General features: G+C 41.9%; 13 protein-coding genes. 9 read left to right on the top strand and 4 right to left on the bottom strand.

All coding sequences use genetic code 11. From position 1 onward, the window contains the following. The first annotated feature begins 75 nt into the window (after positions 1-75). The 6 genes from AC2VE5_RS03810 to AC2VE5_RS03785 all read left to right on the top strand — a co-directional run bounded on the left by AC2VE5_RS03810 (position 76) and on the right by AC2VE5_RS03785 (position 5,205). Positions 76-435, top strand: a complete 360-nt coding sequence (locus AC2VE5_RS03810; protein WP_486886451.1) for a rhodanese-like domain-containing protein — start codon at positions 76-78, stop codon at positions 433-435. Positions 436-585: 150 nt separating this feature from the next. Further along, positions 586-1,653: a heat-inducible transcriptional repressor HrcA gene (hrcA, locus tag AC2VE5_RS03805; protein WP_486886450.1), complete on the top strand. Its 1,068-nt coding sequence runs from the start codon at positions 586-588 to the stop codon at positions 1,651-1,653. A gap of 105 nt (positions 1,654-1,758) precedes the next feature. Beyond that, on the top strand, positions 1,759-2,433 hold the full coding sequence (locus AC2VE5_RS03800) for a DUF2834 domain-containing protein (RefSeq protein WP_486886449.1): 675 nt from the start codon (positions 1,759-1,761) through the stop codon (positions 2,431-2,433). A 33-nt stretch (positions 2,434-2,466) separates the two neighbouring features. Then, positions 2,467-2,643, top strand: coding sequence for a hypothetical protein (locus tag AC2VE5_RS03795; RefSeq protein ID WP_486886448.1), 177 nt, complete (start codon positions 2,467-2,469; stop codon positions 2,641-2,643). Positions 2,644-2,694: 51 nt separating this feature from the next. Then, on the top strand, positions 2,695-3,348 hold the full coding sequence (locus AC2VE5_RS03790) for a hypothetical protein (RefSeq protein WP_486886447.1): 654 nt from the start codon (positions 2,695-2,697) through the stop codon (positions 3,346-3,348). Positions 3,349-3,378: 30 nt separating this feature from the next. Next, positions 3,379-5,205, top strand: coding sequence for an ABC transporter ATP-binding protein (locus AC2VE5_RS03785; RefSeq protein ID WP_486886446.1), 1,827 nt, complete (start codon positions 3,379-3,381; stop codon positions 5,203-5,205). Between the two features lie 5 nt (positions 5,206-5,210). Here AC2VE5_RS03785 and AC2VE5_RS03780 read toward each other — a convergent pair whose 3' ends face one another. The 4 genes from AC2VE5_RS03780 to AC2VE5_RS03765 all read right to left on the bottom strand — a co-directional run bounded on the left by AC2VE5_RS03780 (position 5,211) and on the right by AC2VE5_RS03765 (position 9,308). Next, positions 5,211-6,446, bottom strand: a complete 1,236-nt coding sequence (locus AC2VE5_RS03780; protein WP_486886445.1) for a glycosyltransferase — start codon at positions 6,444-6,446, stop codon at positions 5,211-5,213. A gap of 316 nt (positions 6,447-6,762) precedes the next feature. Continuing rightward, the gene (locus tag AC2VE5_RS03775; RefSeq protein WP_486886444.1) at positions 6,763-7,758 is read right to left on the bottom strand and encodes a DUF1517 domain-containing protein; all 996 of its coding nucleotides are present in this window, start codon (positions 7,756-7,758) and stop codon (positions 6,763-6,765) included. Positions 7,759-8,005: 247 nt separating this feature from the next. Next, positions 8,006-8,218 carry a sulfur carrier protein ThiS gene (gene thiS, locus AC2VE5_RS03770; RefSeq protein WP_486886443.1) on the bottom strand — a complete coding sequence of 71 codons (213 nt, stop codon included), beginning with the start codon at positions 8,216-8,218 and terminating at the stop codon, positions 8,006-8,008. Further along, positions 8,211-9,308, bottom strand: a complete 1,098-nt coding sequence (locus tag AC2VE5_RS03765; RefSeq protein WP_486886540.1) for a thiamine phosphate synthase — start codon at positions 9,306-9,308, stop codon at positions 8,211-8,213. The genes thiS and AC2VE5_RS03765 overlap by 8 nt, the downstream gene beginning before the upstream one ends. Before the next feature lie 422 nt (positions 9,309-9,730). Here AC2VE5_RS03765 and AC2VE5_RS03760 point away from each other — a divergent pair, with 422 nt between their 5' ends. The 3 genes from AC2VE5_RS03760 to AC2VE5_RS03750 all read left to right on the top strand — a co-directional run bounded on the left by AC2VE5_RS03760 (position 9,731) and on the right by AC2VE5_RS03750 (position 12,262). Beyond that, a complete protein-coding gene (locus tag AC2VE5_RS03760; RefSeq protein ID WP_486886442.1) occupies positions 9,731-11,443 on the top strand; it encodes a DUF1565 domain-containing protein in 1,713 nt (570 codons plus the stop codon). A 70-nt stretch (positions 11,444-11,513) separates the two neighbouring features. Further along, a complete protein-coding gene (locus tag AC2VE5_RS03755) occupies positions 11,514-11,945 on the top strand; it encodes an AAA family ATPase (RefSeq protein ID WP_486886441.1) in 432 nt (143 codons plus the stop codon). Between the two features lie 92 nt (positions 11,946-12,037). Continuing rightward, the gene (locus tag AC2VE5_RS03750) at positions 12,038-12,262 is read left to right on the top strand and encodes a tRNA(His) guanylyltransferase Thg1 family protein (protein WP_486886539.1); all 225 of its coding nucleotides are present in this window, start codon (positions 12,038-12,040) and stop codon (positions 12,260-12,262) included. The last annotated feature ends 99 nt before the right edge of the window (positions 12,263-12,361 follow it).

The raw sequence follows: 12,361 nt of genomic DNA, 5'->3' as shown, positions 1-12,361 counted from the left end.
TATGATTTCCCTTAAAGAGTGAAATAAATTCTTTTGGGAATGCTAAAACTAAGTTTAATACCCAGCAAGAGCAAGATGTCAGCCCAATTTCAACCGCCGATCGCCTCCGTTAGTGTAGAAGAACTTGCCCAACGCCTCAAAAGTGGTGCAACAGAAGGATTGCAGTTGATAGACGTGCGGGAATTAGAGGAAATTGTGATCGCATCTATTCCTAGTTTTGTTGTCTTACCTTTGAGCCAATTTAACCAATGGGCAGAGCAAATAACTACTCGTTTCGATCCTCATCAGGAAACCTTGGTACTTTGTCATCATGGCATTCGTTCTGCCCAAATGTGTCAGTGGTTGGTTAGCCAAGGATTTACCAATGTCAAAAATATTACTGGTGGAATTGATGCTTACGCCAACCAGTGCGATCGGGGCATTGCCCTGTACTAAATCGTCATGATTGAAATACTGACGAATAATTGCGTCTAACCTCTACAATTTATTTGTTATCTTGTATAAATAGATTCAAATGTTTAACGAATTTTTGGGCAAAATCTTTGCAAGCTCATAACAAAATTGTGCGTCACGTCCGCTTCAGCTATGCAAGTCCAGCTTACTAATAGACAACAACACATACTTTGGGCAACAGTCCGCCACTATATCGCTACAGCCGAGCCTGTAGGTTCAAAAGCTTTAGTAGATGGGTATAAGCTGCGTGTCAGCCCCGCGACAATTCGCAACGCAATGGGGGTACTCGAAAAAGCTGGATTGCTCTATCAACCCCACACATCGGCGGGTAGAGTCCCTTCAGATTCTGGCTACCGAATTTATGTAGATGAATTAATTACTCCTTCAGAAGTTGCGACGCGCCAATTAGAGCAAGTATTGCAATTGCCCAAGGAAGATTGGAGTTTGGAAGCTTTATTGCAAGGTGCGGCACAAATACTCGCAACGGTTAGCGGCTGTATTACGTTAATTACTATGCCGCAAACAAGTACGGCTAGTCTGCGGCATCTCCAGCTAGTACAGGTAGATCCGGGACGAGTAATGGTAATTGTCGTTACCGATGGCTACGAGACCCAATCGGCGTTGATGGAGTTACCTAGCGCAGAAGATAGCCAAATTGATGTTGAAGTAGTAGAAAGAGAGTTGCAAATTCTTTCTAATTTTTTAAATAGTCAACTGCGGGGGCAAAGTCTAGCCCAGTTAGCAGTATTAGATTGGAGTGAGTTGGACTTAGAGTTTCAACGCTACGGTGATTTTCTGACAAATTTCTTAGCCGATTTGCATCGTCGCGCCAAGCCACCCGCCGCTACCCAAATTATGATTCGCGGCGTATCGGAAGTATTGCGTCAGCCAGAATTTTCCCAATTGCAGCAAGTAAAAACAATCATCCATCTGTTGGAAGAAGAACAAGAACAACTTTGGCAGTTAATATTTACTGAACCAGAGGTTGTAGGATTGGGCAGACAGCGAGTAACAGTACGAATTGGCGCAGAAAACCCCCTAGAACCAATTCGCAGTTGTACGTTGATTTCGTCTACTTATCGTCGGGGTAGCGTACCTGTAGGTAGTGTAGGGGTACTAGGTCCTACGCGGATGGATTACGAAACTGCGATCGCGGTAGTAGAAGCGGCGGCAGATTATTTATCTGATGGGTTGAGTTAATCAGTAAAATAAAACCACTTTTTGTTGCAATAAAACGATAATAGTAAACATACCAAATGATAATAATGTTTGGAGCGGGAAGTTAATCTAAAACCTAAGATACTTATGAGTAAAAAAATTGCTTTTGTAGCTTTGTGGCTGAGTTTTGTAACTTATGCTTTTTTTCTCGCGCCTCCAGAACAACCGGGAACTTTTGAATTAATTAAAAATCTTTCTACAGGTGTTTGGGATGGTATTAATCCCTTAATTATATCTTTATTTAATATTATGGGCATTTTGCCAATGATATATAGTTGCTTACTATTTATTGATGGTAGAGGACAAAAAATATCTGCCGGGCCTTTTGCTTTGGTTTCTTTTGGAGTTGGGGCTTTTGCACTTTTACCTTATTTATTTTTACGTCAACCAAATCCAGAGTTTCCGGGTAAAAAAAATTGGTTTATTAAACTACTAGATTCTCGAATTACAGGAATTTTTCTATTTGTTAGTGCTGCAATTTTAGTTGCTTATGGGTTAGTAAATGGCGATTGGGCAGATTTTGTACAGCAATGGCAAACCAATCGTTTTATTAATGTAATGAGTTTAGATTTTTGCTTACTTTGCTTGTTACCGTCGGTACTCATTGGCGATGATATGGCGCGTCGTAACATGGATAACCCTACACTATTTTGGATTACAGCATTACTACCGTTATTTGGAAGTTTGATTTATTTATCTTTGCGATCGCCTTTACCGGAAAAGAGCGAACAATTATCTAAGGCGCAAGCAATATCTATATAATAGACTCCCTATTTGATTTGTAAGGGACAATTTATGAATCTCAAAGACTTGAAGACAGAACAAATTAAGGATTATATTCGAGACGAGCAAACAAAAGGACGTTCTTTAAGAGAAATTGTCAAAGAAGTTGCACTAGAGCGTCAGGATGTGACCATTCTAAGCCACGAGTCAAAAGCAGCAAAGCAGCAAATATTAGAAGTATTAAAATAAAGCTCGTGAAATATTAAATCTCTTTAAAATTTGCAAAGGATAGCTTGTGCAATGCAAAAACATAACTGGTCACTATGGTTAGTATGGGCAGGATTTATTGCCTACATTTTACTATTAGCACCACCTTTACATTTGCCAGAAACAATCGCGTTACTAACAAAGATATTGACTTTCCAATGGGGAGAAGTTAATCCAATTATTTTGTCAATATTTTCTCTAGTGGGAATTTGGCTAATAATCTATAGTTGCTTGCTATTTATTGATGGCAGAATGCAAAAAATCCCTTTTTGGATTTTTGCTTTAGCTGCCGTAGGTTCGGGTGTAATTGGGTTGATACCGTACTTAGCATTGCGAGAATCAAATCAAGAATTTATAGGGAAAAAAGATAGCTTTCTAAACTTACTAGATTCTCATTCCACAGGCGTTATTTTGACAGTATTTACAATATTCGTGCTAGGTTATGGCGTATTTGCAGGAAATTGGACAGATTATATTCAACAATTTCAAAGCGATCGCTTTATCAATGGCATGAGCTTAGCATTTTGCCTATTTGCTGTGCTATTTCCGACAGTTTTGGGCGATGATATGGCAAGACGCGGCTGGCTGCGAGACTCTCAGCTATTTTGGGTAATAGCGCTAGTACCGTTATTTGGGGCGTTATTGTATTTGTGTTTGCGCCCGCCATTAATTGAATCTACAAGCTAGGGTGGAGATGCGCCTATTTTTTAGCTGGAAATGATTAGTCGAAGAAAAAATATTGTTAGATTAATTAGACAAATATTTGCAGTATTTCAATATAGTGGACGGGCGCTGGAATTAGTTTGGAACACCAGCCGCACTCTAACAATAATTTTGGCAGTTTTGACAGTAATCGCTGGTTTGCTGCCCGCCGCGATCGCCTATATTGGGAAATTAATTGTTGATAGCGTCATTCTTGCTTCCCAATCGGGACTAAATAGCGATCGCAATTGGGCTTTTATTTATCTGGGAATAGAAGCTATTGTAGTTGCAATTCTTGCCGGAAGCCAAAGAGGGCTAAGTATTTCGCAATCTTTGCTGCGGGTACTATTAGGGCAAAAAGTTAATGTTTTAATCCTCGAAAAAGCGCTAACTTTAGATTTAGCTCACTTTGAAGACTCAGAATTTTATGACAAAATGAGTCGGGCGCGGCGAGAAGCTTCTAGTCGTCCTTTGAGCTTAGTGAGCGGTACTTTTAAATTAGTCCAAGATAGTATTTCTTTGGCTACTTACGGCGGTTTGCTGCTGAAGTTTTCCGGCTGGGTGTTAGTGGTACTAATCCTCGCGGCTGTACCTGCTTTTATTGCTGAAACTAAATTTGCTGGCGTAGCTTTTCGGTTATTTCGCTGGCGTGCGCCAGAAACGCGAGAACAAACCTATTTAGAAACTTTAATTGCTAGAGAAGACTTTGCCAAAGAAGTGCAGTTGTACCAATTAGGTGCAATGCTACTCCAGCGCTACCGCGATATTTTTAATCGATTGTACTCAGAAGATCGCAACTTAACCCTCAAACGGGGAATATGGGGTTATTTGCTGGGGTTAGTTAGTACATCGGCTTTTTACATTGCTTATTTGTGGATTGTGACTGAAGCTGTCGCATCGCGCATCTCTCTAGGGGATATGACGATGTATTTAGTCGTATTTCGCCAAGCACAAACTACTTTTGCAAGTTTTCTTAGTTCCATTGGCGGAATGTACGAAGATAACTTATATCTTTCTAATTTGTATGAGTTTTTAGAGCAAGAGATTCCGCAACCATTAGGTAAACGTACCAAAGGTTTAATTCCTGGGGATGGCTTGCGGTTTGAAAATGTTTCCTTTACTTACGCCGGAAGCCAGCAAAGCGCCTTAAAAAACGTCTCCTTGCACCTAAAACCAGGGGAAAAGTTAGCAATTGTAGGCGCTAATGGTTCGGGCAAAACTACGCTAATTAAGCTGTTAACGCGGCTATATACCCCCAGTAGCGGGCGAATTGTCTTAGATGGGGTAGATTTGCAGGAATGGGATATGGACGCATTACACAAGCGGATTGGGGTAATATTTCAAAACTTCGTGCGCTACCAATTTACTGTTGGTGAAAACGTAGGCGTTGGCGATGTAGAACACTTTGAAGACGCGGCGAAGTGGAAAACCGCCGCCGAAAAAGGAATGGCTTTACCTTTTGTGGAAAAAATGCCCGACAAATTTCAAACTCAGTTAGGGCGCTGGTTTAAAGATGGACAAGAATTATCGGGAGGTGAGTGGCAAAAAATCGCTTTATCTCGCGCATTTATGCGCACTAAAGCCGATATTTTAGTCTTAGACGAACCCACCGCCGCCATGGATGCAGAGGCGGAAGTACAGATATTTGACCGTTTTCGCAGCTTGGCAAAACATCAAATGGCAATATTAATTTCTCACCGTTTTTCTACCGTCAGAATGGCAGATGCGATCGCAGTTTTAGCTGATGGCGAATTAATCGAACAAGGAACCCATGAGGAGTTATTAGCCGCCAATGGTCGCTATGCAAGGCTTTTTACGCTCCAAGCTGCGGGGTATCACTAAAATATCTAAGTTAATAGCTGTTTATACATTTCGACTAATTTATTGTTTAAATTGGTAATGTTATATCGATTTTCTACATATTGACGACCTGCTTTACCCATTTGAAGCCATGCTTCCGGGTGTTCGACAAGATAATTTAATTTTTCAGCTAATGCTTCTACATCTTTTTCTGGAACTAAAAAACCTGATTTTCCATCTAATAAACCTTCAGGAATGCCGTTATGCAGTGTAGATACAACTGGTAATCCCATCGCTTGAGCCTCTTGTAACACTAATGCTTGACCTTCTCGATCTCCATTAGCCGCAGTCACGCTAGGTAGCATAAATATATGAGAAGCAGCATAAAGCTGGCGCACTTGCTCTTGCGTCATCCATCCTACTAACTTAATATTTTCTGAGATCTCCAACTCTAAAATTAGGTTTTCTAAAGATTTTCGTAATATACCATCTCCAACAATTGTATAGATAATTTTTGGGTTTTTCTCTACAACTTTTGCGATGGCTTTGATGCCATATTCAATTCCTTTTTTTTCTACTAATCTACCAATGGTAATAATTTTTACTACTTCCCCAACAATGAGTTTTCTTTCGCAAAAAGCATACTGAGAAATTTCCAACCCTACGGGTAGTTTAACTATTTTATTTTGAGGGCAGCCCAAGCCTATAGTCTGTTTTTTTGTAAAATCTGTATTAACTGTATATAAATCCCCTTTTTGAAAAAGCCGTAGGTAATAATCTTTCCCACTCTGTTGAGGTATTGCATTTACATCTACACCGTGGAATGTTGTAACTAGCTTTCCCTGGATCGCACCAACATCTTTTAAGGCAACGCCTTTTAACCCATTCCAACCAAAGTGACAATGCAAAATATCATAGGACAAACCCTGATTAAGCCACGGTATTACCTCATACAAAAGTGTTAATAAGCTTAATTGTTGTTTATGCTTGAAAATGCTTACTAAAATCCGTAGCATGATTAGCGGAGCTTTAGGAAAATTACTTAAAAACAAGCGGATTGCTTTTAATATGCGTGCCGAGCGAATATTGGGTATAGAAGCTGCATAGTAGGTACGTGATGAGAGACGATATTTCTCTACATCTGGATGTACTTTGGAGTCGTTTCTATTTATTGAGGCATAGATATCAACTTCGTATCCCAACTTAATCAGTTCGACTATTTGGTTCAAAATAAATGTTTCAGACAAAGCTGGAAATTCACTAACGATAAAAGCAATTTTCATTTAATTTCTCTTACTAGACTTTTTGATATCCAATCAATAAGAGGGGGCTAAAGACATATAAGTCAGATCCATTGCGATCACTTTACTATAGTCTTGAGCAAAAGTTATCCAAATGCTGCGGATGGCTAAACTCAACAGCATTGAGAAAAACAATATCCAATTTAGCCATAGTTTCTCTTGAAAATCTAGAAATATTCTGTAAAAGTTTTAAATTCTTTAGAATTGCCGCCTTAGCTATTGGTACAGACAATAAAAAGCCCATAAAAAAAAAGAGGCATAGTGCCTCCTTTTTGATTACGTCAGTATTTTTAGTAACTTACACGAGCTTGAGATCGGAATACTCAGCTAACAAATCATCTGCCGTCAACGTATCTCCTTCAGCCTGGGGTGTCCAAAGCACTTCAATGGCTAGTAAGCGATCGCTAGATACTCCGCCCAAAACTCGCAGTGCTTGACGCAAATCTTCTGCACTATTTATTTGCGGCATTTCTAGATTACCCAAAGTTGCCGCCAGCAAGGTAACAACAATATACTCTCCAGGTCCTTCCGTAATTAAACGAGTTGGGTTATCTAACGCGCCACCTGCGGCAGGTAAAGTAGCTCTGGGAGGTGCAGCTTTTAGCTGGTTGTTGAAATTAGACAGAGTTTCTTCTGTAAACTTACTGCGTTCTGCCAGCGACAAACGATTGAACTGAGATTCTGCCGCACCTAATAGCGCTTTTTGGCTATTTCCCGCCGCGTAAGACCAGTATTCGGGGTGGCGAAGCAACGCTAGAGAAGTTTCTTGCAATACTTCGGCGCGTCCTTCAGGGGAATTGGTATCAGCCGTTTCTGCTATCCGGTTAAGCTCTGCTTGCAATTCGCGGGCATTTGCCAGCATACCTACTTGCAAGCGATTGATCGAAACAGTGGGATTGCTGCTGTACTGGGCTTCGTCTTCGCCGCCACTAGCGCGACGGAAGCTCTGCAAAAGGAAATTGCCGATCGCCAGCGCAATTAAAATTGTAAATAAACCACCAAAACCGCCACCAATGCCAAAAAATGGCAAGACAAAGGGAAAGCCAAATCCACCACCGGGGTAGCCATAGCCATAGCCGCCACCGGGATATCCATAACCACCGCCAGGAGCGTAGGTACGACTAGGAGGTGCGTAGGTACGGCTAGGCGCTCTAAAAGAGCCTCCACCAATCCGCCCACCACCACGAGCCGCTAAGGCTCCATCAGCGTGTCCTAGAGCTAAAGTAACGATTAGACCAAGGACAAATAAAGGTTTTAAAAGTGGTTTAATTGCCAAAAGCAGTTTGTTACGCATAACAGATTTCCTAAAAAAACAATTGGTCGGTAGCGGAGTTCAAAAATCTGGAGACATACTTTAGCTACCGAGCTAAATAAATTCTCAACCAGTCCGCCCCGCGCCGGATGGCAAAAATTATTGGTCTAATTTTTGCTCCTACTTACCTTTAACTTAAGGCTACCTTTTTAATTTATCGTTTCTCATCCTTCTTGGGGAGCGATCTCAATAGCAGATCTCTGGGTGAGATAACCGAACACAAGCTTAATTAGCCGCCACCAACAATCGTGACGACTTCTAAGCGATCGCCTGTTTGCATTTTTGTCTCTGTCCAAAATTGCCGAGGGAGAATTTCGCCGTTGTACTCTACTACGACGAGGCGCGGGTTAAACCCTAATAGCTCCAGCACTTCGGGCAATAACGAACCTTCGTTGCAGGTAAAAGCCTCACCATTTACTTGCAGGGCGATCGCATTAGGCATGATTATCTGAGTAGTCTGGGGGTAAACTTCGCATTGCTGGACGGCGATTTAATTGCGCTAAAAAATACTGAGCTATTAAAGTGGGGTGCTGCGCTTGCATCAAACTCCGCACTACCGCCACCCGTTCGCCTCCGGCTCCGATTACGTCATTAACGTTATTTACACTAATTCCGCCGATCGCAAACCAGGGAACGGTGGAATACTGTGCGGCGTAACGCACGTAATCTAACCCGGCGGCGGCTTTACCTGGCTTAGTTGGGGTTTCGTAAACTGGTCCTACACCAATGTAATCCGCACCTTGCTCGATGGCTTGCTGCATTTCTTCGGGATTAGTTGTCGAACTACCAATAATTCTTTGCGAGCCGAGTAATTCTCTAGCTACGCTTACGGGTGTATCCTGTTGTCCCAAATGCACTCCATCGGCGTTTACTGCCATTGCTATATCTAGGCGATCGTTGACTATAAATAATGCCCCGTACTGATGGCAAAGTTGGCAGAGTTTGGCGGCGGCGGCTAGACGGGTGCGATCGTCGGTAGTTTTGTCGCGGTACTGTACTAGAGTTAATCCGCCTTGCAATGCTGCTTCGACAATATTAAATAAGCGATCGCTTGGGGATGTAACGAAATACAGCTTTGAGTCTGCAAGTATTTGTTGGCGCTGGTAGCCTAATAAGTGACTTTCGAGGGTGTAAACCCGATAGCGAATTTGCTTAAATGCACCGCCCATGGTCGGATGATAAAGCTTGCCATATTCTTCTAATACCCTTAAAGCTTCTTGGACGCGAGAGAAATTTACTTGCAATAGTTGCTCGATACTACTGCGTTGCTGCTCTTGGGGGTGGGTTAATTCTGTACCCGGATCGCCGGGAGTGTCTCGCGCTGCTCTTAGTTCGGGTGTATGCCAACTCGCCAATTCTTGGCGTAATTGCTTGCATTCATCAGTCAACTCGGCGCTATTGATACCAAAGCGACACCATTCTTCAATAATTCTTAGCCCTTCACGGGCGCGGTCTAAGTTGGCATCCAAGATGCGACAAACCGTTGCCTGCACTTGTACTCCTTGGTTATGTCTATTGACCATCAATCGCATTGGCATTAGTCTTTTTATCCTATCAGCCAATGTTACTGTTTCCACAATGTGACAGTTACTTAACAAGGAGTGGTTGTTTATTAATATAAGCTTTACCTACCTTGGAGTCATGAAACTATTGTGATGGCAAAACGGCTGGTTAATGACTAAAAATAACTACTTTTTTTAGCCATTGATTTTATTGGGCATCGGCTGTATAAACAAAGCAAATATATAAAAATGCTTGCCAGCAATTTAGAAGCTAGTAGATAGCTGAAAACAAACAGCTTGCAACTAACAGATTCTTATTACTGTCATTAAAGAATGCCACAATTGTAAATTTAGAGATTGATTAGAGGAGTGTCGTGAGTTTCTTCCATCATCCCAGATATTTTTTTAAGATAACAAAAACTTGGAATTGTTTAGTTATTCCGGTATTGGGCTTGACAGCTAGCGCTGTATTGTACTGCTCCGATCTAGTAGCTCAACCGCTCAAGATGGGAGAAGTAGTTGCTCAAGTACCTACTTCTGCAAACAAGTTATTTGTGAACCCCACAGGGAATGCGACGGGCAACGGGAGCGAAGCTGCGCCTTTTAAAACGATTACCCAAGCATTGCAAATAGCGGCAGACAATAGTGTGATTGTTTTGGCGAGTGGTACTTATAGCGCCGAATCGGGGGAGACATTTCCTTTAGTTCTCAAGAGCGGGGTATCTATTGTCGGCAATTCTCAATCGCGGGGGCGAGATATTGTCATCCAAGGCGGTGGTACTTATATGAGCCGCACTTTTGCTAGGCAAAATATTACAATTTTGGGAGCAAATAATGCCACCATTTCGGGAGTAACAGTTACAAATGCCAATCCGCGCGGTTATGGGTTGTGGATTGAATCAAGTAGCCCAACGGTGAGCAACAATACTTTTACGGGCAGTAAACACGATGGCATTTCAATTACGGGCAATAGTGCGCCAAAAATTCGCAGCAACTATTTTTACCTCAATGGCGCTAATGGGATGACTATTTATGGCACATCAGCGCCAGAAATTCAGGAAAATGTTTTTGAAAAAACTGGGTTTGGCATCAACATTAATCAAAAAGCAGCGCCAATTCTCACAAATAATCGTATAGTGCAAAATCGCTCTGGAATTGTTACCCAAGCTAGTGCTCGTCCCGTATTGCGCGGCAATATTATTGAAAATAATACTGAAGATGGATTAGTTGCAATTTCTACTAGCTGGCCAGATTTAGGCACGCAAGCCGATCCAGGGAAAAATGTGTTTCGCCAAAATGGACGCTTCGACATTAATAGCAGCGCCTCAAAGCAAGTATTGGTAGCTTTTGGCAATCAACTAGAACGCGATCGCATTAGCGGGAATTTAGACCTTAGCGGGAGAGTAAACCCAAATCAAGCCCAAATTGCCCAAAATGTCCCCAACGTTAGCAGCCAGCCAATTAAGCCTGTTGTCGCCCCGATAGCTACAACCCCAGCATCGCAGTTATCCGCATCACCTGTAGGCAATATTCAACCGCCTAGAAGGGCAGCATCGCAATTACCTACACCACCTAGAGCGATCACCCAAGTAAAGCCTAATAGTAATGCAGCTTCTACTGAAGAAATCGAGATTATTGTCCCCGCACCCGAAAACAACCAAGCAAGGGCGATCGAAGTTGCAGCAAGTGTTCCTCAAGGTAGCGATACTGCCAATGTTTCCCAAGTCGATGTTCTTCCACCGCCGATTGTATCTGGGCAAATTAACCCGCCAGCAACAATAGACAAAAATCTACCTGTACTGCAATCTGCCCAAATTGTCGAAGCAGAACTTTTACCTGTACCTAGTGGCAATATTCCTGTTGGCAACAGCCGTAAATTGCCTCAAGTACCCGTGCAGCAAAATGCGCGTCCCTCAGATGGTAGTCCTCCATTGCCACCTACCCAAGCAACCAGCCTTGGCTTGCGTTATCGAGTAACAGTAGCCGCCGATAGTAAAAGCCAACAAGAACGAGTGCGGAGTCTTGTGCCAGGAGCGTTTAGAACGTTTAATAATGGTAAGGTGCTGATGCAAGTGGGAGCTTTTAGCGATCGCGCTAAAGCTATGGAAATGCAGCAATATTTGAGCGGTCAAGGGGTAACAGGCAATATCGAGCAGCTAAATTAGAGGTTGACGTTGCTACGAAGTGCGATCGCACTTAAGTAGAAAGTAGCCTTTAATTCAAAATTAATGAAGCATGGAATTGGTAATATTTATTGGTTTGCAAGCTTCCGGAAAAACTACTTTCTATCACGCTCATTTTGCGGCAACGCACCAACATATTAGCAAAGACTTATTTCCCAATAATAAAAATAAAGATAGGAGACAGACACAATTAATTACTGCTGCATTAAATGAGGGAAAATCTGTAGTTGTTGATAATACCAACCCTACAACTGTTGTACGCGCGCCACTAATTGAAATTGGCAATAGTTACGGTTGTAAAATTATTGGCTATTACTTTGATTTGCCTATTAACTTATGTTTAGAACGCAATTCCCAACGCATTGGTAAAGCAAAAGTTCCAGAAGTAGGCATTTATGCAACGGTGAAAAAATTAACGCGTCCTAGTTATGGTGAAGGATTCCACTATTTGTTTGATATTAATACAGATTCGCTACTTGACTGAGAAAATAAATGGATAGCGATAGTTTTGAAGATGAAATGCGTGAAGGAGAATATTTCCATAATTTGCGAATTATGCCGGGTGCGTAGGTAGTAATTCGCGTTGATGGGCGAGGGTTTTCTAAGTTTACTGAATCACGTCTTGAAAAACCTTTTGACTTGAAGTTTCATGAAATGATGGCAGAAACTACGGAAGTATTGCTGCAAGAAATTAAAGGTATTTATGCTTACACAGAAAGCGATGAAATCTCAATTCTTTGTGCGCCAAACTGGGATTTTTTCGACCGCAGCTTATACCAATTCTTTATGAAGCTGCGCTAAATAAAGCTTCAAGGATGAAATTGTAAGAAGTGAGAGAAGCAATCGTCTCAGGAGTGATGGCAAGGAGTGCATCAGTTAACTTCTGCTGTAGTTGTGGGA

The sequence above is a fragment of the Aliterella sp. E5.1 genome, assembly GCF_057473825.1.
This window is presented reverse-complemented; position numbering and strand designations above follow the sequence as displayed.

Bases quoted from the DNA above. Each gene is read 5' to 3' on its own strand.
- AC2VE5_RS03810 (WP_486886451.1), top strand. From the start codon at position 76: ATGTCAGCCCAATTTCAACCGCCGATCGCCTCCGTTAGTGTAGAAGAA.
- hrcA (WP_486886450.1), top strand. From the start codon at position 586: ATGCAAGTCCAGCTTACTAATAGACAACAACACATACTTTGGGCAACA.
- AC2VE5_RS03800 (WP_486886449.1), top strand. From the start codon at position 1,759: ATGAGTAAAAAAATTGCTTTTGTAGCTTTGTGGCTGAGTTTTGTAACT.
- AC2VE5_RS03795 (WP_486886448.1), top strand. From the start codon at position 2,467: ATGAATCTCAAAGACTTGAAGACAGAACAAATTAAGGATTATATTCGA.
- AC2VE5_RS03790 (WP_486886447.1), top strand. From the start codon at position 2,695: ATGCAAAAACATAACTGGTCACTATGGTTAGTATGGGCAGGATTTATT.
- AC2VE5_RS03785 (WP_486886446.1), top strand. From the start codon at position 3,379: ATGATTAGTCGAAGAAAAAATATTGTTAGATTAATTAGACAAATATTT.
- AC2VE5_RS03780 (WP_486886445.1), bottom strand. From the start codon at position 6,446: ATGAAAATTGCTTTTATCGTTAGTGAATTTCCAGCTTTGTCTGAAACA.
- AC2VE5_RS03775 (WP_486886444.1), bottom strand. From the start codon at position 7,758: ATGCGTAACAAACTGCTTTTGGCAATTAAACCACTTTTAAAACCTTTA.
- thiS (WP_486886443.1), bottom strand. From the start codon at position 8,218: ATGCCTAATGCGATCGCCCTGCAAGTAAATGGTGAGGCTTTTACCTGC.
- AC2VE5_RS03765 (WP_486886540.1), bottom strand. From the start codon at position 9,308: ATGCGATTGATGGTCAATAGACATAACCAAGGAGTACAAGTGCAGGCA.
- AC2VE5_RS03755 (WP_486886441.1), top strand. From the start codon at position 11,514: ATGGAATTGGTAATATTTATTGGTTTGCAAGCTTCCGGAAAAACTACT.